Annotated in this window: 27 protein-coding genes; 6 read left to right on the top strand and 21 right to left on the bottom strand. The window is 63.7% G+C overall.

The features are described from left to right. Nucleotides 1-152: 152 nt before the first annotated feature. The 6 genes from EHH60_RS08935 to EHH60_RS08965 form a co-directional block, all read right to left on the bottom strand. Nucleotides 153-2,483, bottom strand: coding sequence for a putative bifunctional diguanylate cyclase/phosphodiesterase (locus tag EHH60_RS08935; protein WP_124159107.1), 2,331 nt, complete (start codon nucleotides 2,481-2,483; stop codon nucleotides 153-155). 257 nt (nucleotides 2,484-2,740) lie between these two features. Then, complete coding sequence (gene tolB / locus EHH60_RS08940; RefSeq protein ID WP_199751368.1) at nucleotides 2,741-4,084, bottom strand: Tol-Pal system beta propeller repeat protein TolB; 1,344 nt, start codon at nucleotides 4,082-4,084, stop codon at nucleotides 2,741-2,743. Between the two features lie 41 nt (nucleotides 4,085-4,125). After that, a complete protein-coding gene (tolA, locus tag EHH60_RS08945) occupies nucleotides 4,126-5,085 on the bottom strand; it encodes a cell envelope integrity protein TolA (protein ID WP_124159109.1) in 960 nt (319 codons plus the stop codon). 3 nt (nucleotides 5,086-5,088) lie between these two features. Further along, nucleotides 5,089-5,538 carry a protein TolR gene (tolR, locus tag EHH60_RS08950; protein WP_124159110.1) on the bottom strand — a complete coding sequence of 150 codons (450 nt, stop codon included), beginning with the start codon at nucleotides 5,536-5,538 and terminating at the stop codon, nucleotides 5,089-5,091. A 145-nt stretch (nucleotides 5,539-5,683) separates the two neighbouring features. After that, nucleotides 5,684-6,400 (bottom strand): protein TolQ, encoded by a 717-nt coding sequence (gene tolQ / locus EHH60_RS08960; RefSeq protein ID WP_028180156.1) that lies wholly within the window; start codon nucleotides 6,398-6,400, stop codon nucleotides 5,684-5,686. A 453-nt stretch (nucleotides 6,401-6,853) separates the two neighbouring features. Then, nucleotides 6,854-7,375 (bottom strand): flavodoxin family protein, encoded by a 522-nt coding sequence (locus EHH60_RS08965; protein ID WP_158626724.1) that lies wholly within the window; start codon nucleotides 7,373-7,375, stop codon nucleotides 6,854-6,856. Between the two features lie 249 nt (nucleotides 7,376-7,624). Between EHH60_RS08965 and EHH60_RS08970 the strand changes: the two genes are divergently transcribed. After that, the gene (locus tag EHH60_RS08970) at nucleotides 7,625-8,143 is read left to right on the top strand and encodes a DUF2231 domain-containing protein (RefSeq protein WP_124159112.1); all 519 of its coding nucleotides are present in this window, start codon (nucleotides 7,625-7,627) and stop codon (nucleotides 8,141-8,143) included. Between the two features lie 7 nt (nucleotides 8,144-8,150). Here the strand turns inward: EHH60_RS08970 and EHH60_RS08975 are convergent, their stop codons facing one another. The 5 genes from EHH60_RS08975 to EHH60_RS08995 form a co-directional block, all read right to left on the bottom strand. After that, on the bottom strand, nucleotides 8,151-8,915 hold the full coding sequence (locus EHH60_RS08975; protein ID WP_124159113.1) for a serine acetyltransferase domain-containing protein: 765 nt from the start codon (nucleotides 8,913-8,915) through the stop codon (nucleotides 8,151-8,153). 232 nt (nucleotides 8,916-9,147) lie between these two features. Next, nucleotides 9,148-9,639, bottom strand: coding sequence for a DUF2852 domain-containing protein (locus EHH60_RS08980; RefSeq protein ID WP_124159114.1), 492 nt, complete (start codon nucleotides 9,637-9,639; stop codon nucleotides 9,148-9,150). A 121-nt stretch (nucleotides 9,640-9,760) separates the two neighbouring features. After that, complete coding sequence (locus EHH60_RS08985) at nucleotides 9,761-10,501, bottom strand: TetR/AcrR family transcriptional regulator (RefSeq protein ID WP_124159115.1); 741 nt, start codon at nucleotides 10,499-10,501, stop codon at nucleotides 9,761-9,763. 128 nt (nucleotides 10,502-10,629) lie between these two features. After that, nucleotides 10,630-10,995, bottom strand: a complete 366-nt coding sequence (locus EHH60_RS08990) for a YciI family protein (protein ID WP_124159116.1) — start codon at nucleotides 10,993-10,995, stop codon at nucleotides 10,630-10,632. A 47-nt stretch (nucleotides 10,996-11,042) separates the two neighbouring features. Beyond that, nucleotides 11,043-11,447, bottom strand: a complete 405-nt coding sequence (locus tag EHH60_RS08995; RefSeq protein WP_124159117.1) for a YciI family protein — start codon at nucleotides 11,445-11,447, stop codon at nucleotides 11,043-11,045. A 260-nt stretch (nucleotides 11,448-11,707) separates the two neighbouring features. Here EHH60_RS08995 and EHH60_RS09000 point away from each other — a divergent pair, with 260 nt between their 5' ends. The 3 genes from EHH60_RS09000 to EHH60_RS09010 all read left to right on the top strand — a co-directional run bounded on the left by EHH60_RS09000 (nucleotide 11,708) and on the right by EHH60_RS09010 (nucleotide 13,873). Next, nucleotides 11,708-12,496: an SDR family NAD(P)-dependent oxidoreductase gene (locus tag EHH60_RS09000; protein WP_124159118.1), complete on the top strand. Its 789-nt coding sequence runs from the start codon at nucleotides 11,708-11,710 to the stop codon at nucleotides 12,494-12,496. A 124-nt stretch (nucleotides 12,497-12,620) separates the two neighbouring features. Beyond that, the gene (locus tag EHH60_RS09005; RefSeq protein WP_124159119.1) at nucleotides 12,621-13,058 is read left to right on the top strand and encodes a hypothetical protein; all 438 of its coding nucleotides are present in this window, start codon (nucleotides 12,621-12,623) and stop codon (nucleotides 13,056-13,058) included. Between the two features lie 464 nt (nucleotides 13,059-13,522). Continuing rightward, the gene (locus EHH60_RS09010; RefSeq protein ID WP_124159120.1) at nucleotides 13,523-13,873 is read left to right on the top strand and encodes a hypothetical protein; all 351 of its coding nucleotides are present in this window, start codon (nucleotides 13,523-13,525) and stop codon (nucleotides 13,871-13,873) included. Nucleotides 13,874-13,986: 113 nt separating this feature from the next. Here the strand turns inward: EHH60_RS09010 and EHH60_RS09015 are convergent, their stop codons facing one another. The 4 genes from EHH60_RS09015 to EHH60_RS09030 form a co-directional block, all read right to left on the bottom strand. Then, on the bottom strand, nucleotides 13,987-14,400 hold the full coding sequence (locus tag EHH60_RS09015; protein WP_124159121.1) for a VOC family protein: 414 nt from the start codon (nucleotides 14,398-14,400) through the stop codon (nucleotides 13,987-13,989). 30 nt (nucleotides 14,401-14,430) lie between these two features. Next, entirely contained in the window at nucleotides 14,431-14,970 is a 540-nt protein-coding gene (locus EHH60_RS09020) for an SRPBCC family protein (protein WP_124159122.1), read from the bottom strand. 193 nt (nucleotides 14,971-15,163) lie between these two features. After that, on the bottom strand, nucleotides 15,164-16,465 hold the full coding sequence (locus tag EHH60_RS09025; protein WP_124159123.1) for an RNA polymerase sigma factor: 1,302 nt from the start codon (nucleotides 16,463-16,465) through the stop codon (nucleotides 15,164-15,166). After that, nucleotides 16,462-16,830 carry a YciI family protein gene (locus tag EHH60_RS09030; RefSeq protein ID WP_124159124.1) on the bottom strand — a complete coding sequence of 123 codons (369 nt, stop codon included), beginning with the start codon at nucleotides 16,828-16,830 and terminating at the stop codon, nucleotides 16,462-16,464. The genes EHH60_RS09025 and EHH60_RS09030 overlap by 4 nt, the downstream gene beginning before the upstream one ends. Before the next feature lie 140 nt (nucleotides 16,831-16,970). Between EHH60_RS09030 and EHH60_RS09035 the strand changes: the two genes are divergently transcribed. Then, entirely contained in the window at nucleotides 16,971-17,936 is a 966-nt protein-coding gene (locus tag EHH60_RS09035; protein WP_124159125.1) for a 2-hydroxyacid dehydrogenase, read from the top strand. A 63-nt stretch (nucleotides 17,937-17,999) separates the two neighbouring features. Here EHH60_RS09035 and EHH60_RS09040 read toward each other — a convergent pair whose 3' ends face one another. After that, entirely contained in the window at nucleotides 18,000-18,644 is a 645-nt protein-coding gene (locus EHH60_RS09040) for a TetR/AcrR family transcriptional regulator (RefSeq protein ID WP_124159126.1), read from the bottom strand. A 104-nt stretch (nucleotides 18,645-18,748) separates the two neighbouring features. On the opposite strand from EHH60_RS09040, the gene EHH60_RS09045 reads away from it, so the two are divergent. Beyond that, complete coding sequence (locus tag EHH60_RS09045) at nucleotides 18,749-19,393, top strand: glutathione binding-like protein (RefSeq protein ID WP_124159127.1); 645 nt, start codon at nucleotides 18,749-18,751, stop codon at nucleotides 19,391-19,393. An 83-nt stretch (nucleotides 19,394-19,476) separates the two neighbouring features. Here EHH60_RS09045 and EHH60_RS09050 read toward each other — a convergent pair whose 3' ends face one another. The 5 genes from EHH60_RS09050 to EHH60_RS09070 all read right to left on the bottom strand — a co-directional run bounded on the left by EHH60_RS09050 (nucleotide 19,477) and on the right by EHH60_RS09070 (nucleotide 24,676). Next, nucleotides 19,477-20,244, bottom strand: a complete 768-nt coding sequence (locus EHH60_RS09050; protein WP_124159128.1) for a substrate-binding periplasmic protein — start codon at nucleotides 20,242-20,244, stop codon at nucleotides 19,477-19,479. A 39-nt stretch (nucleotides 20,245-20,283) separates the two neighbouring features. Then, a complete protein-coding gene (locus EHH60_RS09055) occupies nucleotides 20,284-20,562 on the bottom strand; it encodes a c-type cytochrome (protein ID WP_124159129.1) in 279 nt (92 codons plus the stop codon). Nucleotides 20,563-20,702: 140 nt separating this feature from the next. Further along, nucleotides 20,703-22,421 carry a pyrroloquinoline quinone-dependent dehydrogenase gene (locus EHH60_RS09060; protein ID WP_124159130.1) on the bottom strand — a complete coding sequence of 573 codons (1,719 nt, stop codon included), beginning with the start codon at nucleotides 22,419-22,421 and terminating at the stop codon, nucleotides 20,703-20,705. Nucleotides 22,422-22,746: 325 nt separating this feature from the next. Then, a complete protein-coding gene (locus EHH60_RS09065; RefSeq protein WP_124159131.1) occupies nucleotides 22,747-24,051 on the bottom strand; it encodes a TRAP transporter large permease in 1,305 nt (434 codons plus the stop codon). A gap of 31 nt (nucleotides 24,052-24,082) precedes the next feature. Further along, nucleotides 24,083-24,676: a TRAP transporter small permease subunit gene (locus tag EHH60_RS09070; RefSeq protein ID WP_124159467.1), complete on the bottom strand. Its 594-nt coding sequence runs from the start codon at nucleotides 24,674-24,676 to the stop codon at nucleotides 24,083-24,085. Nucleotides 24,677-24,679: the final 3 nt, after the last annotated feature.

Consider the following 24,679-nt stretch of genomic DNA (forward strand, 5'->3'; position numbering starts at 1 on the left):
CCTCTACTCCAAGCAACTTCCGCGAGTAGCAGCAGATTAATGGTTCGTTAACGAAATTGCAAAGCCTTAGAATTATTAGGGTTAACTTTACGGGCCCGCATAACTACGGAGCCGCCGAGAACCGACTGCGATGAAGAAGCCGCCAGAAGGGATCAGGCCGATCGCGACGACGCGATGGCGAGCTGGTCGTCAGGCATACGACGGCCATGCGAGGCATTGAGCAATTGGCGGACGCGAACCGCCGGAACGGGCCGGCTGAACAGATAACCCTGCCCTTCGGTCACGGTGCCGTCGGCGCTGATCAGCTCGAGCTGTTCGTTGGTCTCGATACCTTCGACCACCACGGCCATTCCGAGGTCGGCGGACAGCCGCGCGACGCCGCGCAGGAGCGTCAGCGGCCGGTCGGTATCGATGCCTTCGAGGAAGGAGCGGTCGATCTTCACTTTCTGCATCGGAAAATTGTGCAGGTAGCTGAGGCTGGAATAGCCGGTGCCGAAATCATCGAGCGAGATACGCACGCCGAGCGCGCGTAGTTGCGACAGGATGTCGTGGGTGAGCTGGGTGTTGCGCAGCAGCGATGACTCGGTGATCTCGATCTCCAGTCGATGCGCCGGCAGGCCCGACACTTCGAGCGCGTAGCGGATTTCGCTCAGAACGTCGCGTTGGTGGAATTGCTGCGGCGATAAATTGACGGCAACGCTGACGCCGTCCGGCCATTTCATGCATTCCATGCAGGCGCGGCGCAGTATCCAGCGCCCGAGATCGACGATCAGACCCATGTCCTCGGCGACCGGGATGATGTCGACCGGCGACACCGTGCCGCGCACCGGATGATTCCAGCGTAGCAGCGCCTCGCACGTGGTGATCTTGCCGGACTTCAGATTGACCAATGGTTGGTAGAACAGCTCGAATTCCTCGTTGGCGAGCGCCTTGCGCAAGTCGAGCTCGAGGATACGGCGGGCCTCGACGGTCGCCGCCATCTCGTCGCGGAAGAAGCAGAAGGTGCCGCGGCCGTCGGCCTTGGCTCGATACAGCGCCATGTCGGCATTCTTGAGCAGCGTATCGGCGCTGACCTCTCCCGGGGAGGTCAGCGCGATGCCGACGCTGGCGCCGATCTCGACCAGATGATTTTCGATACGATAACGTTCGCTCAGCCGCTCGACGATGCGGCGGGCAAGCGCCGCGGCGTCCTCGGGCGAAGAGATGTTCTGCTGGAAGACGACGAACTCGTCGCCGCCGAAGCGGGCGACGAAATCCTCGGGGCGCAGCATCTCGCGCAGGCGGTTGGCGACCGCACACAGAAGCTGATCGCCGCAGGGATGACCCAGCGTATCGTTGACTTGCTTGAACTGGTCCAGATCGACGAAGAGCAGAGCCGACAGACCTTCCGAATGCCGCGCGATTGCGAGCAAACGTTCGATCTCGTCCCGAAAATTGACACGGTTCGGCAGCGCCGTGAGATCGTCGTAGCGGGCCAGATGGCTGATCCTGGCTTCGGCGTTGCGACGCTCCGTGATGTCCTCGAGCAGCAAGACCGCACCGCCATCGGCCATCGGCTGGACGGTCCATGACAGCGAACGATTTCTGTGCGGATCGGGGTCGGTGGTGATGATTTCGTTCGCCCGCGCGGTTTCGATGTCGGCGATGATCGCCTCGCCGCTGGCAGCCGAAATCGACCCCGCTTCGACGCACGCGGCGATGATGTCGCGCGCAGTCGTGCTGTTCTGGGTGAGATTGTCGGGTAGATTCATCATCGCGCCAAAGCGGTGGTTCATCACGGCAAGCTGGCCGTCGATGCGAAACATGCAGAGCCCGTGCGGCATGTTGTTGAGGGCCGTGTCGAACTGGCCAGCGAGCGCGGCCTCGCGCTCGCGTGCGACAACAGCGCGCAAGAATATCCTGTGCAGGTTGCCGGAGAGGCGCATGACCGAGATGAGGAACGCGGCGCACACTACCGACATCGCCACGTAATAGGGTGTAGCGTGCAGCGCCAGCGCGATCACGGCCGGGCCGAATATCAAGGTGGCTTGCAGACGAAATATCCACTGCCGTCCGTAGGCTCTCCCCGCTCCTCCCGCCACGATTCCGGTAGTGACCGAGAGGGCAATCATGTGAGCGATGGCATCCTCATTGCTCAACAGGGTCGTGGAGCACCATAGACCGATCACCGCGGCCTGGATGAGCGCTCCAATTTGGTAGCGCTGCTGCCAGCGCGCCGCTTGTTCTGCGCTCAGAACCGACTTTCTGGCCTGGTACCGGCTCAGATCGAAGGCGCGTATGGCTCCCGCAAGAATGAGCAGCGGGACGAATACCCAAAGCAGCGTCTGTCCCGTCTTGAGCGCCGTCAAGGAGGCGGAGAACGCCGAGAACACTATGCCGGTAAGTACCGTGCCGGGCGCCTCGAACAGCGAATCGGTCAGCGCCGCCGAAATCGTCGGCGAGGCCTGTTCGTCCTGCTCTCCGCTCTGGCTAGCGAACTGCATCTTGGTTTACGCGCGTCCTGTTTAAGCGCGTAGTTCTACCCCAGCTGAGATGAAGCCTTTCTGAGGGAACATCGTTAAAGTCGAGTTGTTTTTCGGCAATAGCGAACCGATTTCCGCTTGAATATCAAGCAATTAGGCAAACCTTGCCGGGCACAAGGTGAAGGAAGTCTTGCCTCGCGCCACGAACTCGAAAAAATCCGCGCTCTTTTTCGAAAACATCGCGCGTCTGAACACGCGATATTTTAGCTGCACTCTTGTCAGCCCGATGTCGAAGACAGCAGCGGCGACCACGCGGGGTCCGAGGCAAAGCCCGGCGTCGGCACCTTCAGCTCGTTGCGGCCGGAGATATCGACGGAGTACAGCGACGGTCCGCCATTGCCGCCGGGATCGCGGAAGAACATCAGCACGCGGCCGTTCGGCGAGAAGGTCGGGCCTTCATTGTGGAAGCCGGAGGTGAGCAGCCGCTCGCCGGAACCATCAGGCTTCATCACGCCGATCGCGAACTGCCCGCCACCTTGCCTGGTGAAGGCGATGTAATCGCCCTTCGGCGACCACACCGGTGTCGAATAGCTGGCGTTGGTGTCGTCCTTGGAGAAGGAGATGCGCTGCGCCTGTCCTCCGCCCGACGCCATCACGTAGATCTGCGACCGGCCGCCACGATCGGACTCGAAGCAGATGCGATTGCCGTCCGGCGAATAAGACGGAGACGTGTCGATCGCCGGCGTGTCGGTGAGACGCGTGGTCGAGCGCGAGCGCAGATCCATCACGAACAGGTTGGAATTGCCGCCCTGCTGAAGACTCATGATGACGCGCTGGCCATCCGGCGAAAAGCGCGGCGCGAAGGTCATGCCGGGGAAGTTGCCGACGATCTCGCGCTGGCCGGTCTCGATGTTGAAGAGGTAGACTTTCGGATCGCCCTGGCCGAACTCCATGTAGGTGATCTCTTGCGAGTTCGGCGAGAAGCGCGGCGTCAGCACGAGGTCGGAGCCGCGGGTCAGATAGCGCACGTTGGCGCCGTCCTGGTCCATCATCGCGAGCCGCTTGACGCGGCGCTCCTTCGGGCCGGTCTCGTCGACGAACACCACGCGGCTGTCGAAATAGCCCTTCTCGCCGGTCATCCGCTCGTAGATCTGGTCGGAGATGATGTGGGCGATGCGGCGCCAATATTCCGGCGAGGTGAAATATTGCTGTCCCGCAAGCTGCTGGCCGGAGATGACGTCCCACAGACGGAATTCGGCCTTGAGCCTGCCGTCCGGCTGCCGCGTCATGCGGCCGGTGACGAGGGCCTGCGCGTTGAGGGTCTTCCAGTTCTGGAATTGCGGCGCGACATCGATGTTGCTGATGCGCTCGATGAAGGCAGCCTGGTCGATCGGGGCGAATAGGCCCGAGCGTTTGAGATTGTTGGTGATGACCTGCGTGACGCCGTTGCCGACATCGCCGTCGGACGGCGAGCCCGGCACGAAGTTGGAGATCGCGATCGGGATCGGCTGGAATTCGGTGGGATCGATGCGAAGGCGCGGCTGACCCTGCGCGAAGGCGTGTCCGCCGCCGAGCATGGCGAGCGTCGACCCGGTCAGGGTCATGAAGCGGCGGCGGTTCATTGATCGAGCGTCATTCATCGCAAAATTCTTTTGTTCGGATGTCACAACATGTCTTTCAGGCCGAAAGTCATGGGGATGAGCTTCCAGCTCTCGTATTGCTGCTTCGGCATGAAGGAATAGATCTGGCACTGCACGATGGCGCGCTTGGCACTCTCCGCTACCGCCTGCGCGATCGAGCGCGACGGTCCCCTCACCGCGACGACGATCGGCTCGGACGCGAGCGACCCATCGATCTTCATGGGAATGTCGATGTCGGCTTCATATTGATCGGCATCCTGCCCGTTATAGGTGGGCGTGAAGCAGCGCTTGACCGCGCCCTGGAATGCACCGCGCCAGGTCGCAACATTGTTTGCCGCAGTCCCGGTCGCCGATCCCAGCGAAGCCGACGCGTTCAGTGCTGAGCCGGCGAGTTCGTGCCGGGTCGCGGCACGCTTGTCGAGGTCGCGCTGGATCTGCGCGGGATCGAAGGTGCGCTCCTTGGGCTTCGGCTGCTGCTGCGGCTGCACCGCCGCGACCTTCTGCTCCACGGGCTTCGGCGGCAGCTTCTTGGCCTCCTGTTTCTTCATGAGCTCGGCCAACGGATCTTCCTTGGCCGGATCAGGCTTCTTTTCCTGCGGCTTCGGCTCTTCCTTCGGCTTGGCCTCCGCCACGGGCTTCGGCGGCTCCGGCTTCTTCTCGACCGGCTTCTCGACGGGCTTCGGCGGCGGCTCCGGCTGCGAACTGGTCTTGATCAGCTCTTTCTTCTCGGTGACTTTGCCGACGGCGTCTTCCTCCGGCTTCGGTTCCGCGATCTTCTCGACCTTGGGCTTCGGCTCTTCCTTCTTCCCGGTCTTCTGGCCTGCCATCATCTTGGCGAGCTGATCGGTGGAGATGATGTCGACCGGGAGCGACTCCTCCGGCGCGACGTAGGCCTTGCTGCTAAAGGTGACGAGCCCCCATCCAAGCACGAGGACATGGAGGGCCATCGACGCAACGAGTGTCTTGTCGACGTTCACCTTCACCGGTTACCCCTGATCCGCTTCCGTGACGAGGGCCAGCTTTTTGAAGCCGGCGCCGGACAACAGCCCCATGACCTTGGCCACCGTCCCGTAATCCGCCTTCTTGTCGGCGCGCAGATAGATGCGTTCCTCAAGCCCGCCACGTGCATCCGTGATCGCCTTGAGCTTCGGCACCAGCTCGTTCAGCGCGATCTCGGCATCATTGATGAACACCTTGCCCTTGATGTCGACCGACATCTGGATCGGCTTCTGGTCGTTGTTTTCGAGGCTCTTGGCCTGGGTCTGAGGCAGGTCGAGCGGCACGCCGACGGTCAACATCGGCGCCGACACCATGAAGATGATGAGCAGCACCAGCATCACGTCGACCATCGGCGTGACGTTGATCTCGGCCACAACGGGCTTCCGCCGGCCGCGGCGTCCGCCGCCTCCGGATGAACTTGCGACGTTCATGCCCATGGTATGGTGCCCAAATTGCCCTTCACAGTAGAGCCAATTCCGCTCCGATGAAATCGGAACGGGGCTCTGGATTCTTGTCCTGACGCGTTTTCTTTACGCGAACCGGTATCCACTTCGCTCGACAACGCTCCATACATGCCGTCCGTCAGCCCCGCTCGTCGATCTGACGCGAGAGAATGGCTGAAAATTCATCAGCGAAGCCCTCCAGCCGCTGGGCCTGCCGGTTCACCTCGGACGTGAACTTATTGTAGAAAATAGTGGCAGGAATGGCGGCGATAAGGCCGACGGCCGTCGCAAACAGCGCCTCCGCGATACCGGGGGCGACAACCGCCAGAGAGGTATTTTTCGACGCCGCGATCGACTGGAAGCTCGACATGATGCCCCAGACCGTGCCGAACAGGCCGACGAAGGGGCCGGCGGAGCCGACGGTTGCGAGCACCAGCAGCCTGCGTTCCAGCCGTTCGACCTCGCGCGCGATCGAGACGTTCATCACCTTGTCGATGCGCATCTGCAGGCCCGCGACCGACCGCGCATGGCTTTCGAAAGAACGTTTCCACTCGCGCATCGCCGCCACGAAACAGGCCGCCATGGAATGCGTCGGCTTGGCCGAGAGCGTGCGATAGAGCTCCTCGATCGACTCGCCGGACCAGAACGCCTGCTCGAACCGGTCCATCGAGCGCCGGGTGCGCGCGTAAAGAAAGATCTTGTCGATGGCGATCGCCCAGACCCAGACCGAGCAGGACAGAAGTCCCAGCATTACCGCTTTCACGATCCAGTGAGCCTGCCAAAACAGCGCAATCAGCGACACGTCGGCGGAGGCGGCAACCGGAAGGGCTGACTGAGCCACGTCGGCCGGATTCATAAGCAGTATCCTCTCAAGGCGATCGTTACCTAATGTCCTTCGGCCAGCAAATCGCTGCCGGTGTTCCCCAACAGCCGCGCTAGAGCCGGCGCGGCCGGCAAATCCGCTCAAAGCCTTGTTCTTTCTGGGGTGCAGGGCTCGTCCAAAGCCGGCCGCCTGCATTCCCCGCCAAGATGTCAAAACTATGGGCCTCGACACGGCTTTGGGCGCGACTGTCCGCAATTACCAGAGCCCGGCGTTGGTTAATGCGGGGTTACCGGCAGCAAATTTGGCTGCCGGAAAGGCAGGCGGACCAGGGATTTGGCCCGGCAGCCCCGGGGCGGCGGCATCCGGCTGGGACATCGAGGGCAAGACGCGCGGTCCCGGAACCGGGTTTGAGCTCCGCGTGATCCTCACTCGGCACGCGCCCAAAGACCGCTTCCTTGTCTTCCAGACCGCTGAACGAGCATACCCTCAGGCCGCGTTCGTCGCTGCACTGCTGCGCCCGTTCCCAATGGCCCGCTGTATGGCCTCAACGAAAGTGGCGAGCCGCGGTGCGTCATTCGCCGAGGCAACGTCGCGCGCAGTGATGGAAAGACAGTGAAGGGGCTGCTTGCCGACGAGCTCCCGCATCTGGCCGAAGACCTGATCGCTGCCGGCCCCGCCAAGCGTACAGAAGAATGCCACCGCAGGGAGTTTCGGCCTGTTTGCGAGCAAGTAGGCACGGACGGGCGAAGAGAGCGACCAGGCCCAGACCGGCGTTCCGATCACAACGAGATCGTAGAGAGATGGATCCCTGAGGGTCGCGGCGATGCGCGATGGGATCTGCCGTCGCGCTTCCATGGCCGAGCGCAGATAGCCGAATATCCCACTGCGGCTACCAGCCTCGGTGATCTCTTCAATGTCGCAGGACAGCGCAGCCGACAGGGATTGAGCAACTTTGCGCGTCGTGCCGGTCCGGGAATAATAGACCACGAGAATCCTTGCCTTCGCCATCGTCATGCTCCTCGGCTGTGCCTGACGGACTACATCGCGTTCACGATGCGCGCGGCTTGATTCACGTCAACAGGCGCCGAGACGCGTCGATGATGCGTGCCGGGTTTGAAACATCTTGCCGTGCGAGAGCCATACGCCCCGAAGACGCCGCTCCCTCCTCCATGTGGAGGGAACGCATCGCGCGTGCAGGAGGAACCAGCCCCGCACCCGCAGAATTGTCCCGAAAATCACCTTCGGCGAGGCTTTGCCATGACCATCAACCCCAAGACGACCGCCGCTATCGGCGATCACCCGCTCCACCCCATGATCATCCCGTTCCCCGTTGCGTTCCTGGTCGGCGCGCCCATCGCCGATCTGGCCTTCATCGGAACCGGCGACGCGTTCTGGGCACGCGCCGCGATGTGGCTGATCGGCGCCGGCATCATCATGGCGCTCGTTGCTGCCGCGGCCGGCTTTACGGACTTCTTCAGCGAGCCCCGCATTCGCCGGCTCAACGATGCCTGGTACCACATGATCGGCAATCTCGTCGCAGTCGCGCTGGCCCTGGTCAATTTCTATCTCCGCTATGCGCAAGGCACGGAGACCGCGATCACGCCATGGGGCGTCGTGCTATCACTGGTCGTGGTCGGCATTCTCCTGTTCACAGGGTGGAAGGGCTGGGAGATGGTTTATCGGCACCACGTCGCAGTGCTGGATGCGCCGGGCCAGACCAGTTCGGAGCCGGTCACGCCGCATCATGGCGGCGAAAGTCGCCGCCGCGCCGCCTGAGGGCGCCTCAAGCCGCCGTGGCGGACTCGGGACAGTTGGTCAGTCGCGCAGGATTGCCGACTGCTGTGCAGCCGGCGGGGACGTCGCCCGTCACAACAGTGCCGGCGCCGATCTTTGCAGAATCGCCGATGCTGATGTCGCCGAGGATGCTCGCGCCCGCACCGATGTAGACGCCGCGTCCGATGCGCGGCGAGCGCGCCGGCAGTTCGCTGCTGCGGCCGATGCTGACGTTCTGGAGGATGGTGACGTCGTCGCCGATCACGACGTTGGCGCCGATCACAATGCCGGTGGCGTGGTCCAGATAGACGGCGGACCCAATGCTGGCAGCCGGATGAATGCTGACCTGGAGCACGTTCGACGCCTCGTTCTGAAACAGCAGCGCCGCATCGCGATGATCGTGACGCCAGAGCCAGTTCGAGACGCGCCAGGCTTGCAGCGCGATGTAACCCTTGTAGTGCAGCAGTGCTGGCAGCAGGTCGGTGACAGCGGGGTCGCGGCGCGCGATGGACGCCAGGTCCCTGCCGGCAGCTTCGATCAGGCCCGGCTCGCGGTGAAAGGCGTCGCGAGAACAGGAGGTGAAGCGCGCGCGTTCGGCGCCGCTGCCAAGCCGCCGTCCGATCAGATCGGCCAGAGCGGCGACAAAATCGTCATGAGCGAGGATAGCGCCGGCAACAGCCTTGCCGAATACGGGATCGGCAGTTGCCGCACGCCGGGCCTCGCGGCGGATCGCCTGCCAGAGGTCGTCGATCGCGTTCATCGCAGCTTCCGCCACCGTCGCCTCCGATCCGCGTGCATCTGTGACGGCGAATATAGGCGGTCCGGATCAAGGCGCCAGCGGTGCCCACGGGATGCGCGTCCTCTCGCGCGGCTATCCGGCCTCTCCCGCTGGCGCGAACACGCCAAACCAAACCGCCCGCCTGCGGGTTGCGCAGGCGGGCGGCTCGGGGCCATCAGGACTTTGGGGGCATGCGCCTGAAGGCTTTGAGAGGTGTCAGGCTCGGATGTCAGCCCTGCTGCTGATCGGTGGGCGGCGGGGTCGGACGCGTCTTGTGCTGCGCCATGAACTGGTCGAACTCTTCCTTGTCCTTGGCGTGACGCAGACGGGTCAGGAAGTCCTTGAACTCGCGCTGCTCTTCCTCGAGGCGCTGCAGCGTCTCGGCGCGGTATTCGTCGAAGGCGCGGTTGCCGGAGGACGGCGGGCCGAAGCCAAAGCCGAAGCCGCGGCGCTCCATGCGGTCACGCATGCGATCCATCCTGTACTGCATCCGCTCCATCTTGTTCTGCCAGCGATCCTGGTGGCTCCAGCACGACATTCTTCTGCTCCCGAGTGTGAAAAAGAGAAGGGCAAGTCCGATCGGCCACCAGAGGATGAAGCCGAGAATGGTTACGGCAATCCAGCCGGGATGCCAGGGCGTATCGAGCATGCGGGGACGCTCGTACTGTTGGTATTGGTCCGAAGGGCCGCGCCATCGATTGACATCAGCGGTGTAGGCCATTTCCCATCTCCATCACGGCACCAGCGCCGTTGTGAATGTAAATAACATTTACATAGCTAGACCATCCCGCGGTTTTGTCAAGCCGGCCGCCAGACAGGGCGGGCGAATTATTTGCGCAACTTTATTTCGGCTTGCCCCAGGGGCCGCCCGGAGGCACGCCCGAACCGGAGAGAGCCTCCGGCGGCACCGGCGGCGGCTCGGCCCCCTTCGTGGCCGGACGGCGGTCGATCGGGAAGCCGAGCCCGCGCAGATAGATCAGCACCTCGGCCTCTAACAGCTCGTCCGGCGACATCGGCAATTTGCGACGCGCGGCATCGCCGCGGGAGAACAGCGAAGCGACGCCGTGCGACATCGACCAGATGTGCAGCGCCATCATCATCGCCGGTGGACGGGGTGTGCCGGGCGGCGTCAGTGCGGCGAGACGCTCGGCGGCGCCACGGATGATGTTGAAGGCGCGTTCGCTGGCCGCCTGAAGTGCGGCATTGGCATCGACCGGCACGCCCGATTCGAACATCGCGTTGTAGAAGGCCGGCTCCTCGCGAGCGAAGGCGAGATAGGCCTTGCCGACGCGCTCGAAGGCGGTGACCGTGTCGGGCCGCCCGTCGTCCCAGGCCGCCGACAAGCGCGCCTCGAACTGCTCGAAGCCGCGCTGGGCGATCGAGGACAACAGCTCGTCACGGTCGCGGAAATGCCGGTAGGGCGCCGCGGCGCTGACGCCGGCCATGCGCGCGGCATCGGCGAAGGTGAAGCCGGCCGCCCCCTTCTCGGCGATCAGCCCGAGAGCGGCCTGCAACAAGGCTTCCTTCAGATTGCCGTGGTGATAGCCGCGCTCGGCGCGGCCGTGCTCCTTGCGCCAGCTCATGTGAACGACCTTTACATGAGCCGGGCGCGAAGGTCACTAGCGGCGATGAGGCAGGATCAGCCCCGTACTTCCACGGCAATCCCGGGCCGGTGCGTCGGCATCGAGCCCGGAACGGGCTCGCACCGAAGCTACATCTGCGGAATGGGCAGGATGGGCATCACTTCGATCGCCTCGCCCGGAAAGATCGCAAAATGCGGATGGTTCTCGAACAGTTTGGCAGCTTCCTCCTGCGAGGCGGCACGCACCACCGTGAAGCCGGTCAGCGCATTGCTGACCTCTGTGATGCCGCCGGCGTCGATCCTGCGGGTCTTGCCCAGCGGGCCGCCGATCTCGACGATGACGGACTTGTGCTTCTCGACCCAGCCGTGCCAGGCAGCCATGCCCTCCTGCTCCCTAGCCTTCCGTTCGGCCTCCGGCAGGGCACGCCAGGCCGCCATCTTGGTACCGGTCGTGCTGCCGAGATAGACGGCGAGAAATTTGTGTTCGACGCTCATGGATATCTCCTTCGGTTGGTCGATCGGAAAACGCTAGTGGCTGTCGTCTACTTCTTCAGGTCACCAAACCCGGCCACGACCTCCTGCACTTCAGGCGAATAGTCGGCCACCTCCTGCACCTGCCGGATCTCGATGATTTCGTTGGCCGAAGCCGGGCACTTCTTCGCCCAGGCGATCGCTTCCTCGCGCGAGGCGACCTCGATCATCCAGTAGCCGCCCAGCACTTCCTTGGCTTCAGTGAAGGGGCCGTCGGTGACGATGGGCTTGCCGTTCGCAAAAGAGACGCGCGCGCCCATCGATGGCGGGTGCAGGCCGTCGAGCGTGATCAGCACGCCGGCGTCCTTCAGCGCCTCGTTGTAACGCATCATCGCCGCGACGCGCTCCGGATCGAGCTGCACGTCCGGCGGTGCAGCCTCGTATCCGAGCGGAATCATCAGCATCATGAATCGCATGGGATTTCCTCGCTGCTCTCAGTCATTCCGATCTTTCCCGCGGGCGGAAACAGCCGGGCCGCGTTCCCTCTAAGACGAACGACCTTCTGCCGAGCCGACAGCGGGGCGGGAATTATTTGGAGGCGCGCCAGCGCGACTGCGGCAGGGGCATTCGGGCCGAATTGGGCTCGATAGCGCGGTGGGGCCTTTCGTGCCGGAACCAAAGCGAAGTAAAAGGGGCCGGCGCTCGCGCGCCCCCCGGACACAGGACAGATCAGCCAATGCCGCAAGCCCCGCAAAAAGTCGCCCTCGTCACCGGAGCTGCACGCGGCATCGGGCTTGCGACCGCGAAGAAATTCCTGGCCGAGGGCTGGCGCGTGGCGCTGCTCGACATCGAAGGCGACTTGCTCGGCCGCGCCGTCGCCGAAATCGGCCAAAGCGAGTCAACGCTGGCGCTGACCTGCGACGTTTCCGACGCAGCCGCAGTCGCCACCGCGATGACGACGATCGAGCGGCGGTTCGGCCGGTTGGATGCCCTCGTCAACAATGCCGGCATCGCGGTGTTCGCGCCGCTGATGGAGACGTCGGAGGCCGACTGGCGCCGCGTGCTCGAGGTCAACCTCACCGGACCGTTCCTCTGCACCAAGGCGGCGGTGCCCTTGATGCGCGACGGCAATGGCGGCGCCATCGTCAACATCACCTCGATCTCGGCGGTGCGCGCCTCGACGCTGCGCTCGGCCTACGGCACCAGCAAGGCGGGCCTTGCGCACCTTACCAAGCAGCTCGCGGTCGAGCTCGCCTCGCTCAACATCCGTGTCAACGCGGTCGCGCCGGGACCGGTCGACACCACGATGGCGAAGCAGGTTCACACCAAGGAGATCCGCGCCGACTATCACGACGCCATTCCGCTCAACCGCTACGGCCTGGAAGAGGAGCTCGCGGAAGCGATCTACTTCCTGTGCTCGGGAAGTGCGAGCTACATCACCGGCCAAATTTTGGCCGTCGATGGCGGCTTCGATGCAGCGGGTATCGGCCTGCCAACGCTGCGCGGCCAGCGGCGCAACGGGTAGGCACGGATTTGGTGGGTGGGCAAAAGGCGCGCAAGCGCCTACCTACCACCTCTCTGGATTTGCGGTACCATTGGTAGGCACATACGCTCTGCCGCCTTACGATGTCGAGATTTCGGAGAGTGCCATGCGACGCATCACCTTCCTCAAAGCCCTGATGCTTGCATTCGCGCTGCTCGGCGTCACGCCGGCGGCGGCCGAGATCCGCATCATCCAGTCGCCGGGTGGACAGGTCGGGCCGTTCCTCGATCTGTTCGAGAAGGTGCGCGAGAGCGGCGAGCGTGTGGTCATCGACGGCCCCTGTCTGTCCGCCTGCACGCTGGTGCTGAGCATCGTGCCGGGCGAGCGCATCTGTGTCACCAAGCGCGCGGTACTGGGCTTCCACGCCGCGCGCTCGGTCGACCGGCGCGGGCGCTTCTATGCCGAGCCGGAAGCATCGGTCGCGGTGCTTGCCGCCTATCCCGGCCCGGTGCGCGACTGGATCAGCCGCCGAGGCGGCCTGAGCTCACGGCTGCTGCTGTTGAAGGGTCGCGATCTCGCCGCGATCTATCCGCGATGTCGGTGACGATGCGTCGTTGATAGTCTCGCGATCGCTCGCGCCCGACACTGACGACCATTGTTGTCGGAACCGCTGCAGGGCCTCGTCAGAGGGCTCGCCGTCTAGAACAAAGTCTGGACTACGGGCGCGAGCTTCATGCTCACGCAAATGACCATTCCCCAAAGAGCAAAGTTGATTTGTAGCGCCGCCGCCATCGGTCGCTCCCTTCCAAGTCGCCCCGCCCTAGTTTGTAAATTTTATGAAGCGAAGTTAGCGATTCTGTTGTGCAGATCACAGCCCAATATTGCGCCAATTGTTGTGCGGTGCAGTCGGCTTCACGAAGCGGCCTCACTCCGCGCGCAAAGTGATGCGAAATTCCGATTCGTATTCGACCATGCCGGCTCGTCCGTTTGCCTTAAGTTCCATTAGAACGTCGTGATGCGAAGCGCTTCACGCGGATTGCGCGTCGCATATGCAGCAAAGGTCCTGGCATGATTCGATACTGCTTCATCTTGCTTACTTTTTGCACAGCGCTGATTGAATGCGCAGGCGCTCAAGCGCAGGAACGGCGTCCTATCGCATGGGATGGTCTTGGCAAGGATCCGAACCGTCCTCATGTCGCGAAGCGGCGCGTGGCGAATCCCGCACCCGCGGCGCCGGATCCCAATCTGGAGCGGGAACGCGTGCTCGGCACCTTGCAGCCATATTCACAGGCGTGGTGGGCGGTCCATGACGAGATACAGGCGGAGAACGACAGGCGGCTCGGCACCAAGCTCCTGATCTGCCCTCGTTGCGTGGAGCCGTCGCCGCCGAGCCAGAACGTCACCGGATCAATCCGGTGAAAGGACAAACGGCCGATCGGCGCGTGAGGTAAGGAGTCCATGCGTGTCCCCTCTCCCGCAGCATTGGAGAGAGGGGATCGCAACTCAACGGATCGCGGGCGCGGCCGTGCCCGTCACATTCCTTCCGCCGGGCAGTTCACCATCCAGGGAATGCCGAACTTGTCGACGCACATGCCGAAGCCCCTCGCCCAGAACGTCTTGCTGAACGGCATGGTGATCGAGCCGCCATCGGCGAGCGCGTTGAACTTGCGCTCGCCGTCTGCGGGATCCTTGACAGTGAGCGAGATCGAAAAGCCCTGCGGCTTGTGAAAGTGCTCGGCCGGCGCGTCGGAGGCCATCAGCACGCTGCCGTCGGGCAGCGACATCCGCGCATGCATGATCATCTTCTCGCGGCCAGGCGGGGCCGGCACCTCCGGCGGTGCATCCGACGAGCGCATCATTGCATCGATCTTTCCGCCGAGAACCTTGGCGTAATAGTTGAACGCCGCTTCGCAACTGTCCTGATAGAACAGATAGGGATTAAGCATCGTTTCTCTCCTCTTCGTTTGCAGTGAGGCTTATTGCTTCTCGGTGAGCTTCTTCAGGCCGGCGAGACCTGCCTCGAAGTCCTTGCCGATCATGCTGTCCATGTTGATGAACACCTGCATGACCTTCGACAGGAACGGGGCCGGACCGTACATCGCCCACGTGACCAGAGTGGCATCGCCTTGCGGCACACAGGTGAACTCGGCGGTGTTGTGCCCTTCGAATGGCCGCTCGAAATCGAGCTTGATGCGAAGCCTGGAGGGCCCGTTCGCCTCCAGTATCTCCATGTGGCCGGCACCGACATTGTTGTTGCCGTTCCAGGCATAGGTGGCACCCTTTCCCGCCGCGGTTCCGCCGAACGTCCGCTTCATGGCGGGATCGCGCTCCTCGTAGGGCGACCAGGCGGTCCAGCGATGAAAATCAGCAACCAGCGGATAGATCGCGTCGGCCGGAGCTTTCACAGCGAGACTGCGCTCGACGCGGAACGTGTCGGGTTTCGTCAAAGCGAAGATGAGGACGGCGGCAATTCCGGCCGCGAGGACAATAGCGATGACGGCAATGGCTTTCAGCATGAATGGCTCCCCGGGATTCGGAGCCTAGGACGAACGCGGGACGCCCCGGCCGACAATGGGACAGAAATTCTTTGGCGCACTGCCCACCCCACGTCATAGCCGGGCCTGTCCCAGCCATCCACGTTCTTGGCGCGGAGGGAAAGACCGTGGATGCCGGGACAAGCCCGGGCATGACGACGTGAAGCAGACGGGCCTACTTCGCCTTCGCGCCCTGCCTGGCGCCGCCATCGGCCTTCTTCGGCTGGCTGTCCCGGATCAGGCGATCGAGATGCATGCGGATGTGGGCGGCTTCGGCCGAGGTGTTGGCAAGCGCGATGGCGCGGTCGAAGGCGACGCGGGCTTCGTCGTTGCGGCCGAGCTGCATCAGGAATGCGCCGCGGACGCCGTAGAAATGGAAGTAGTTGGCAAGCTTCGGTGCCAGTGGCTCGATCAGATCGAGCGCGGCCTGCGGCCCGCGCACCTTGGAGACCGCGACCGCGCGATTGAGCGTCACCACCGGTGACGGCTGCACCACTTCCAGAGCGCCATAGAGCAGGTCGATCTGCGTCCAGTCGGTCTCCTCCGGCGTCGCGGCCCGCGCATGCAGCGCAGCGATCGCGGCCTGGATCTGATAGGGACCGCTGCGGCGGTGGCGCATCGCCTTGTCGATCAGGGCGAGACCTTCGGCGATCATGGTGCCGTTCCACAAGGAACGATCCTGATCGTCCAGCAGGATCAGCGATCCGTCCTCGGCAAAGCGCGAGGCGCTGCGGGCGTGTTGCAGCAGAATCAACGCCGTCAGGCCCATGATCTCGGGCTCGCTCGGAAACAGGCGCAGCAGCAGCCGCGCCAGCCGGATCGCCTCTTCGCACAGCGGCTTTCTGATCTCCGCGGTGTCTCCACTCGCCGAATAACCTTCGTTGAAGATCAGGTAGATCATTGCTGCGACACCGGCGAGCCGCTCGGAACGTTCGACGGCGCCGGGCGCTTCGAAGGGAACGCCTGCGTCGGCGATCTTTGCCTTGGCCCGCGTGATGCGCTGCTCCATCGCGGCTTCCGAAACCAGGAAGGCGCGTGCGATCTGCTTCACGGTGAGGCCTGAGACGATGCGCAACGCCAGCGCGATCTGCTGCGTCGCCGGCAGCTGGGGATGGCAGCAGATGAACATCAGCCGCAGGATGTCGTCGCGATAGTGCGAGCCGTCGAGCCGCTCGGCGAGCGCACCTTCGGCGTCGTCGAGATCGGAGATCGCCTGATCGTCCTCCGGCAGCGGCTGCTGCTTGCGGGCCCGGCGGACCTCGTCGATCGCGACGTTGCGGCCGACCATGATCAGCCAGGCTGCGGGATCGCGCGGCGGCCCGTTCTGAGGCCAGGTCTTGAGTGCGCGCAAGGACGCGTTCTGAAAAGCCTCCTCTGCAGTGTCGAGATCGCGGAAATAGCGCAGCAGCGCGCCGACCGCCTGGGGTCGCGCCGAGGTCAGCGCAGTCTCGATCCAGGCGGTATCGGCCTCGCTCACGTCAGGTTTCCTCCGGGCCGGAACACGCCGACGGGACGCACCTCGTAGGCACCGCCGGGATTGGCAGCGCCCAGCTCGCGCGCGACGTCGAGCGCATCGTCGAGGTTCTTGCAGTCGACGATGTAGAAGCCGAGCAGCTGCTCCTTGGTCTCGGCGTAGGGGCCGTCGAGCACCAGAGGCGGATCCTCCTTGCGCAGCGTTGCCGCCGCGGTCGTCGGCAACAGCCGTGCCACCGGTCCGAGCCGCCCCTGCTTGCTGAGCTTCTCCTGCACCACGGCGAGCTTCTTCATCACGGCCTCGTCCTGCTCCTTGCTCCAGGAGCCGACGAAATCCTCATCGTGATAGCAAAGAATGGCGTAAAGCATAGGCGACACTTTCCTCGTCTGTTCTGAAGACGCGCCAATATGCCCCGCGCCGACAGGGCTGCGGAAAAAATTTGCAAGAAAAATCCGGCAGATCGTGCCAAGGAGGGGCTTTCTCAAGCGGAACCGACGAGGCACTTCGAATGACCCTGGGCACACTGGCCGTCCTGATCAACAGCACGCAGCAGAACTGGCTTCCCGAGCGCTGGAAGGCCCGGTTCGAAGCGGTCTGCGGGGAGCGCCGCGTCGTGCTGCTGCCGGATGCCGGGCTCGACCCGGCGGAGGTGCACTATGCCGCGGTGTGGAAGCCGGTGCCGGGCGATCTCGGTGCGTTCCCCAACCTGCGCGCGATCTTCAACCTCGGTGCCGGTGTCGATGCACTGATGGCGGACAAGAGCCTGCCCGATGTGCCCTTGGTGCGCGTCGCCGTGCCCGATCTCACCAACCGCATGACCGAATATGTCGTGCTGCACGTGCTGATGCACCACCGCCAGGAGCTGTACCTGCGCGACTCGCAGCGCGTAAAGCGTTGGGCGCCGCTCTATCAATGGCCGGCCAGCGCGGTGACTGTCGGCGTCATGGGCCTGGGGACTCTCGGCGCTGACGCTGCCGATGTGCTGAAGCGGCTCGGCTTCCGCGTCGCCGGCTGGAGCCGCAGCCCGCGGACGATCGACGGCGTCGCGTGCTTCCATGGCGCTGCGCAGATCGATGCTTTCCTGCACACGACCGACATCCTGGTCTGCCTGCTGCCGCTGACGCCTGACACCAACGGCATCCTCAACCGCGACGTCTTCACAAAGCTCAACCGCAACAGCCCGCTCGGCGCGCCCGTGCTGATCAATGCCGGCCGCGGCGGCCTTCAGAACGAAGCCGATATCCTGGCCTGCCTCGACGACGGCACGCTGGGCGCCGCCTCGCTCGACGTCTTCGTGCAGGAGCCGCAGCCGGCGGACAGCCGCTTCTGGAGCCATCCCAAGGTGGTGTTGACGCCGCACAACGCGGCCGACACCGACGCCGACGCGATCTCGGCCTATGTCGCCGAGCAGATCGCGCGGTTCGAGGCCGGCGCAGCGCTGGAGAATGTGGTGGATCGGGCAAGGGGCTACTAAGCCCCTGGATTCGCCAGCACTGGCGCTTCAGGCTCGGTGTCTCCGCTTGCCCGCGACGGCAGCCTACGCTTTCGCGCCGACCATCATATCGATCGCACTCTTCACGATCGCCTCCAGCTCCTTGCGCGGAACGCGGGCGCGCGAACGGACGGCGATGGAGTGCACGGTAGCTGATGCGATCTGCGCCAGCACGGCCGGATCGGCGCTCCCCGGCAACTCGCCCTTCTCCTTGGCACGGCGGAAGCAACCGGCAAAAGCCTTGTCGAGCTCGGTGAGACCGTCGAGCACCATGGCGCGGATATCGGGATCGCTCACCGCCTCGGACGCCGCCGTCACCACCGTGAAGCAACCGCGCGGGCCGGCCTCGCCGGAGAGATAGATGTTCAGCGCGGAGGCGAAGATTCGCTCCAGGCGCTGGCGCAGCGGCATTTCCTCGCGAAAGATCGCGGCCATGGAGGCTCGCGCTTCCTCACGGTAGCGCTGGTAGCTCTTGATGTAGAGCTCACGCTTGTCGCCGAAGGCGCCGTAGAGGCTCGGGCGGTTCATGCCGGTGGCCTCGCTGAGATCGTCGAGCGAGGTCGCGGCAAAGCCCTGCCTGCGGAACAGGTCGAGCGCCTTGCCGAGCGCGACATCAGGCTCGTAGGCGCGGGGACGGCCGCGGCGCTTGGGCTGACTGGCAGCAGCTGGCGGCTTTGATTTTTGTACCATTTTGCAAATTAATCCTTGACCGCGGGTATATTATGCAACACAGTACAAAAATCAATCTCGCCAGGTTGAGCGAAACTCCAGAGAATTGCCCAAGGAGGCTACAGATGGATCTCTATTTCTCGCCGCTCGCCTGCTCCATGGCGACGCGCGTCGCGCTGTATGAAGCCGGCGCCGAGGCGAACTATCTCGAAGTCGACCCGCCGACCAAAACAGTGCTGAGCGACGGCTCCGACTTCCGCGCCGTCAATCCGATCGGCCTTGTACCGACGCTGCGCACCGACGAGGGCGTGGTGCTGACCGAGAACGCCGCGATCCTGCAATATGTGGCCGACCGCTTCCCGCAGTCCGGCCTCGGCACCGCCGCGGGGATCGAGCGCACCCGGCTGCATCAATGGCTCTGCTTCGTCGGCACCGAGCTGCACAAGGGCCTGTTCATTCCCATGCTCGACCGCAAGGCGCCGCAGGAAGCGAAAGCCTACGCGCTGGAAAAGAACCTGTCGCGGCTCGACTATCTCGACAACTATCTGAAAGGCCGCGATTTCCTGCTCGACCATTTCAGCGTAGCGGATGCCTATCTCGTCACGGTCATCAACTGGACCATGGCGACGCCGCCGATCGAGCTTGCGAAATGGCCCAACGTGAAGGCCTATTACGAACGCCTGCGCCAGCGCCCGTCGATCGCCAGGGCAATCGCGGAGGAGTTCGAGTTGTACAAGGCCGAGCTCGCGCGGAAGAAGGCCGCAGCGTAAGGCCAATGCTATCTGCATATTTGGTGCGGCAGCGACGCCGTCCCGGCTCAGTCCGGACAGCGTCGTTCCGTCGCGCAACTCGACTATTTCGGCGCCTGCAGCACGATGCCATAGCGGCCGTATATCCGGTCGATCGTGCCGTCGCTTCGCAGCCGTTCCAGGGCCCGGTCGATGGCTTCGCGTAATGCATCATCCGGGCGGATCATGCCGACGGCGACATTCCAGTTGAGATCGGCGATGCTCTCATCACGATCCAGGATCCGGAGCGGATTGTCCGGATGCGTCAGATTGAAATAGCCTGCCGCAGTGGGTGTGACCGCGGCGGCATCGATCTCACGGTTCGACACGGCCTCCAGGCTGTCGCTCTCGAAGCCGAACGTCGATAGGGGCACGTGCCGTTGGCCGATGATCATGGCGGCGATCGATCCGACCTGCACTCCCACCTTGGTCTTTTCATTGAGACTCTTGAACGAGGTGAGCGGGCTGGATGACGGCACCGCGAGCGCGACGCCCGTGCGATAATACGGTTTCGATATCCTCAAACGTGTTTCGCCTTGCGCCTCGCGATCGGCGATGACGTCCAGGAGAATGTCACAGCCGGCGCTACGCATCTGGTACTGCGTGATGATCCAGTCGAGCCTCAGCGCCACACCGAGCTCGCGCGCCAGCAACTGTCCCAACTCGACCTGAAAGCCGGGCGGCTCGCCGGTCTTGCGGGCAAAGGGAAGCGAGTTGGGATGCGCGCACAGCCCGATCACGCCGCTCGCACGGATCGCGTCCAGGGTTCGCGCCTGCGCCGGTCCCGGCAGCCCGATGGCGGCAGCGACGATGACCGGCACGATCATCTTCATTCCACACCCTCATCTGGACGCATCGGGGTCTTCGCTGATTCAGCCTTCGCGTGGTTTCAAGGCGCGGATGTACTTGACGATCAGATCGATCTGCGCGTCGGTGAAAGCGCCATCGAATGCCGGCATTGCGCCTTGCTTGCCGTGCTTGATGCGGTTGCGAATGAAGTCGTCGTCGCGCGGCGAATTCATCAGTTGCGGCCCCTTGCCGGCAGCCCGTCCGCCGTCGGAGTGACAGAATCCGCAAGTTCCCGCGAACACCTGCTCGACCTCGAACGGCGCATTCTCGGGCGCAGGCGCCGCGGGTTGTGCTTGAGCCATTGCAGCGCACAGCAACGAGGCACCCACCGAGGCTGATCTCAAATGCAGCTTCAACACGTCGACTCCATTCCTGAAGCAGGTGGCCGTTGCGATCAGCAAGGAGCGGGCTTGCACCCGCTCCTGCAGATCGTTTGCGGCGACTATTTCAGGCTGAAGACGACGAGCGCGCCGTCGTCACGTGGCATGCTCTTGTATACGCCGCCGAAGTTCGGCGCATATTCGTCAGCCAGCATGCCGCCGAAGCCGGCGGTCACGGCGATATATTGCTTTCCGCCGACGGAGTAGCTGACGATGCCGCCCTGGTGACCGGTGCCGTTGTTGTGCTTCCACAGCTCTGCTCCGGTTTCGGCATCATAGGCGTGAAGGACGCCGCGGGAGTCCGGCACGAAGACCAGATTGCCCGCCGTCGACAGCACGCTTCCAAGCGGCGGCTCGGGATAGCGGACCTCCCATTTCTTCGCTCCCGTTATGGGATCACGCGCGTCGAGATGGCCATAGATCTCGCCGCCGGGAGGAGGCGTCATCTTGAAATCGGCGCCGATGTTGAGCTGGACCTGGGGCGTCGTAACCGGTGTCGTCTTCTGGATGTCCAGCGTCATGCACCATTCCTGGCCGATCTTGTAGTAGAGGCCGGTCTTCGGGCTGTACGAGCCGGCGTTCCAGCTGATGCCGCCGCCGATGAACGGACACAGAGGCGGTTCAGTGACTTTCCCGACCGAGAAATCGCGGCGGCCGATCAGCGCGCCGGTCTTGGGATCGATATCCTTGACGAAGTTGATGTTCTCGACCAGCCGCCAGACGTTCTTCACCTTGAGATTGCCGTCGTAGACGAAGACGAAGCCGCCCTTGTTCGGATGAACCACGTATTTCTGACCGTCGCGCTCGAGCATCACGAACTCTCCGACGGAGCTGTCAAAGTCCCAGGCGTCGTGCGGCAGTTCCTGATGATAGAATTTCAGCTTGCCGGTATCGATATCGAGGCCGATCACCGAAGTCGTATAAAGATTGTCGCCGGGACGTGCGCCTTGCGTCTTGTAGTCGGCGCCCGACCAATCGTAGAGCGGCGCCGGGTTCGCGGTGCCCCACAGGATGGTGTTGGTCTCGGAATCGTAGGTGCCCGGCATCCAGCCGCCGCCGCCGCCGGTGCGCCAGGACTCGTTGCCCCAGGTCTTCATGGCCTCTTCGGTGCCCGCGACCGTCAGGAATTCCCACTTCTTCTTTCCCGTCGTGGCATCGAGAGAGAAGATCGGGCCGCGGCCCGGCCATTCGCCACCTTGCGAGCCGATGATCACGCTCCCCTTCGCGTAAAGCGGCGCGCCGGTAAAGCCGACCGTGAGCTTCTGCGAGTCGATCAGCTTGGTCTCCCAGAGGACCTTTCCCGTCTTCGCATCCAGCCCGAAGACACGACCATCCATCGTGCCGACGAAGACCTTGCCATCGCCGAGAGCTACGCCGCGGTTGTAGGGAGAGTGGGTCTGCCGGCTGATGAGCGCCTCGTCCAGTTCCGGAAAGAACGACCAGATGACCTCGCCGGTTGCGCCGTTCAGCGCAAAGACGCGGCTGTAAGAGCCCGAGTAATAGAGCACCCCGTCAGCCACGAGCGGCATGGACTGCAGTCCACGCGTCGATCGCCCGGGGATGTGCATCCAGGCCACGCCGAGATTGCCGACGTTGCTCGTGTTGATCTGCGCGATCGGGCTGTAATGGTGGGACTTGTACGAGCCGTGATAGGTGAGCCAATCGTTCTGGCCGGCGGCCTCGATGCGCGCCGTATCAACGGCCTGGGCCGACGCCGCTGACGCTGCAAGTGTCGCAACGACAACGACAGGCAAGGCCGAGCTGAGCCACTGCTTTCTCATTTTCACTTCCTCCCGCTCTTGTATTTGTTGATTGCATCTCGTGAGCGTCGCCGCGAGGGGTGTTTGCAGTTCAGTACGCGTCGATCGTCCTCCATCGGACCAAGTCGCCAACAGATACCCCCTCTTTCGGCGCATCGCGGCGAAAGAGCGACGTTCACTATGTGATTGCTGTTGTACTTCTGCTTGCCGCTGCAGCTTACGACGGATCACAGCGCGTGCAAATACGGAACGCGCGCGAGACGACTTTGACGCACGGGGTGAATTGAAATGGCAGCGGCACTGACCGTTTCGACCTCGATCGCCCCGGTCCCGGAAACGAAACGGCTTATCCGTAGAGCACTTTCGGCAGGATCGTGACGATGCCCGGCCACAGTGTCAGCAGCAGCACGAAGCCGATCATGATCATGAGATACGGCATCGTCACGCGGGCGATGTAGCCGAGGCCGTCATCGGTCAAGCCCTGAATGACGAACAGGTTGAAGCCGACGGGCGGCGTGATCTGCGCCATCTCGACGGCGAGCACGAGGAAGACGCCGAACCAGACCTCGTCGAAGCCGGCGCCCTTCACGATCGGCAGCACGATCGGCAGCGTCATCACGATCATCGAGAAGCCGTCGAGGAAGCAGCCGAGAACGAGATAGAAGACGATCAGCGCCACGATCAGCATGAACGGCGACAGGCCGAGCCCCTTGACGAATGCGGCCACCGCCTGCGGAATGCCGAGGAAGGCTGCGGCATTGCCGAGGATCGAAGCGCCCAGCACGATCAGCGCGATCATCGAGCAGGTCACGACCGAGCCGATCAACACGTCGCGCATCACCTGCTGCGACATCGCGCCTTGCGCCCAGGCCACGAGCGCTGCGCCGAGCACGCCGACGGCGGCGGCCTCCGACGGGGTCGCGAGGCCGCCATACATCGAGCCGAGCACGCAGGCGATCAGGAACAGCGCCGGGGCGAGGTCCTTCAGCGCGGCGAAGCGTTCGCTCCATGGCACCTGCGAGAGCTTGGCTTCCGCTTCCGGCACCATGCTCCGATTGAGGCTCGCGTGCAGCATCACCCAGGCCATGAAGGTCGCGGCCAGCAGGAATCCCGGCAGCACGCCGGCCGTGAACAGCTTCAGGATCGAGACATCGCCGAGCACGCCATAGATGATCATGATGTTGGAGGGAGGGAGCAGGAACCCGAGCGTGCCGGCACCGGCGAGCGAGCCGATCGCGATGTCGCGGGAGTAGCCGCGGCGCAGCAGCTCGTTGAGCGACATGCGACCGATCACTTGTGTGGTCGCGGCCGACGAGCCCGAGATCGCAGCAAAGATGGTGCAGCCGATCACGTTCACATGCAGCAGGCGGCCGGGCAGCAGGCCGGCCCACGGTGCCAATCCCTGGAACAGCGAGCGCGACAGGCGGGTGCGGAACAGCAACTCGCCCATCAGGATGAACAGCGGCAGCGCAAGCAGTTCCTGCGTGGTCAGGATGTTCCAGGCGTATTGCGGCAGCAGCTTGTCGAGCGGGATCGAGCGGAACATCGCGAGCAGCATCGTCGCGGTCAGCGCAAGCGTCAGGCCGATCCAGACGCCGCAGGCCAGCAGCGCGAACAGAATCGCGAACAGTGCGACGACTTCGATGGTCATGCGATCTTGGATCCGGGAATGGACAAAGCGGTCATTCGACGGGCGAGGCCTTCATGCGATGATCCTCCAGGGGCAGGCCGAGCGCGGCCTGGATCGCGCGCGCCAGGAACTGCAGCGTCAGCAGCAGCATGCCGAAGGTGACGACGGCTTCCGGAAACCACAGCGGCGTGTCGCTCGAAGTGGAGACCTGGCCGCGCACGAAGGCGCCCCAGGCAAATTTCGCCATGGCCGAGGTCAGGAACGCCATGAAGGCGAAGCCGGCCGCCGCCGAGAGAATCTCGAGCGCGCGCTGCACCGGCACTGGTGCGTTCTTCAGGAGCAGCACGACGCGGATATGGCCGCCGACACGTAGCGTCATGGCGGCGCCGAAGGTGAAGGACGCCGCCATCAGATAGGAGGAATATTCCCACGCGATCGAGATGCTGGGCGGGAAGAACGGCAGAAAGTTCGACAAGAAGCGGGTTGCGACCTCGCACAACATCAGCAGCGTCAGCATCAAGAGGCAGAAGCCGCCGATCCAGCCGTCGAGCCGGCCGAGGCGATCGATGCCGTCGAGGACGATGCGCAGCGGCGCGGGCGCCGCAGCATTGAGGCTTTGCGGTGCTTCGGGCGAAAGGCTCACCACTAT

The organism is Bradyrhizobium sp. RP6 (assembly GCF_003837805.1).
In the GTDB taxonomy this organism is placed as follows: domain Bacteria; phylum Pseudomonadota; class Alphaproteobacteria; order Rhizobiales; family Xanthobacteraceae; genus Bradyrhizobium.

Excerpts from the sequence above, each read along its gene's own strand:
- EHH60_RS09035 (WP_124159125.1), top strand. The coding sequence starts at position 16,971 with ATGACCCTGGGCACACTGGCCGTCCTGATCAACAGCACGCAGCAGAAC.
- EHH60_RS09050 (WP_124159128.1), bottom strand. The coding sequence starts at position 20,244 with ATGAAGATGATCGTGCCGGTCATCGTCGCTGCCGCCATCGGGCTGCCG.
- EHH60_RS09060 (WP_124159130.1), bottom strand. The coding sequence starts at position 22,421 with ATGAGAAAGCAGTGGCTCAGCTCGGCCTTGCCTGTCGTTGTCGTTGCG.
- EHH60_RS09040 (WP_124159126.1), bottom strand. The coding sequence starts at position 18,644 with ATGGTACAAAAATCAAAGCCGCCAGCTGCTGCCAGTCAGCCCAAGCGC.
- EHH60_RS09045 (WP_124159127.1), top strand. The coding sequence starts at position 18,749 with ATGGATCTCTATTTCTCGCCGCTCGCCTGCTCCATGGCGACGCGCGTC.
- EHH60_RS09000 (WP_124159118.1), top strand. The coding sequence starts at position 11,708 with ATGCCGCAAGCCCCGCAAAAAGTCGCCCTCGTCACCGGAGCTGCACGC.
- EHH60_RS09055 (WP_124159129.1), bottom strand. The coding sequence starts at position 20,562 with ATGGCTCAAGCACAACCCGCGGCGCCTGCGCCCGAGAATGCGCCGTTC.
- EHH60_RS08970 (WP_124159112.1), top strand. The coding sequence starts at position 7,625 with ATGACCATCAACCCCAAGACGACCGCCGCTATCGGCGATCACCCGCTC.
- EHH60_RS09005 (WP_124159119.1), top strand. The coding sequence starts at position 12,621 with ATGCGACGCATCACCTTCCTCAAAGCCCTGATGCTTGCATTCGCGCTG.
- EHH60_RS08935 (WP_124159107.1), bottom strand. The coding sequence starts at position 2,483 with ATGCAGTTCGCTAGCCAGAGCGGAGAGCAGGACGAACAGGCCTCGCCG.
- EHH60_RS09065 (WP_124159131.1), bottom strand. The coding sequence starts at position 24,051 with ATGACCATCGAAGTCGTCGCACTGTTCGCGATTCTGTTCGCGCTGCTG.
- tolR (WP_124159110.1), bottom strand. The coding sequence starts at position 5,538 with ATGGGCATGAACGTCGCAAGTTCATCCGGAGGCGGCGGACGCCGCGGC.
- EHH60_RS08995 (WP_124159117.1), bottom strand. The coding sequence starts at position 11,447 with ATGCGATTCATGATGCTGATGATTCCGCTCGGATACGAGGCTGCACCG.
- EHH60_RS09030 (WP_124159124.1), bottom strand. The coding sequence starts at position 16,830 with ATGCTTTACGCCATTCTTTGCTATCACGATGAGGATTTCGTCGGCTCC.
- EHH60_RS08990 (WP_124159116.1), bottom strand. The coding sequence starts at position 10,995 with ATGAGCGTCGAACACAAATTTCTCGCCGTCTATCTCGGCAGCACGACC.
- tolB (WP_199751368.1), bottom strand. The coding sequence starts at position 4,084 with ATGAACCGCCGCCGCTTCATGACCCTGACCGGGTCGACGCTCGCCATG.
- EHH60_RS08965 (WP_158626724.1), bottom strand. The coding sequence starts at position 7,375 with ATGGCGAAGGCAAGGATTCTCGTGGTCTATTATTCCCGGACCGGCACG.
- EHH60_RS08985 (WP_124159115.1), bottom strand. The coding sequence starts at position 10,501 with ATGAGCTGGCGCAAGGAGCACGGCCGCGCCGAGCGCGGCTATCACCAC.
- EHH60_RS09020 (WP_124159122.1), bottom strand. The coding sequence starts at position 14,970 with ATGCTGAAAGCCATTGCCGTCATCGCTATTGTCCTCGCGGCCGGAATT.
- EHH60_RS08980 (WP_124159114.1), bottom strand. The coding sequence starts at position 9,639 with ATGGCCTACACCGCTGATGTCAATCGATGGCGCGGCCCTTCGGACCAA.
- EHH60_RS09010 (WP_124159120.1), top strand. The coding sequence starts at position 13,523 with ATGATTCGATACTGCTTCATCTTGCTTACTTTTTGCACAGCGCTGATT.
- tolQ (WP_028180156.1), bottom strand. The coding sequence starts at position 6,400 with ATGAATCCGGCCGACGTGGCTCAGTCAGCCCTTCCGGTTGCCGCCTCC.
- EHH60_RS09015 (WP_124159121.1), bottom strand. The coding sequence starts at position 14,400 with ATGCTTAATCCCTATCTGTTCTATCAGGACAGTTGCGAAGCGGCGTTC.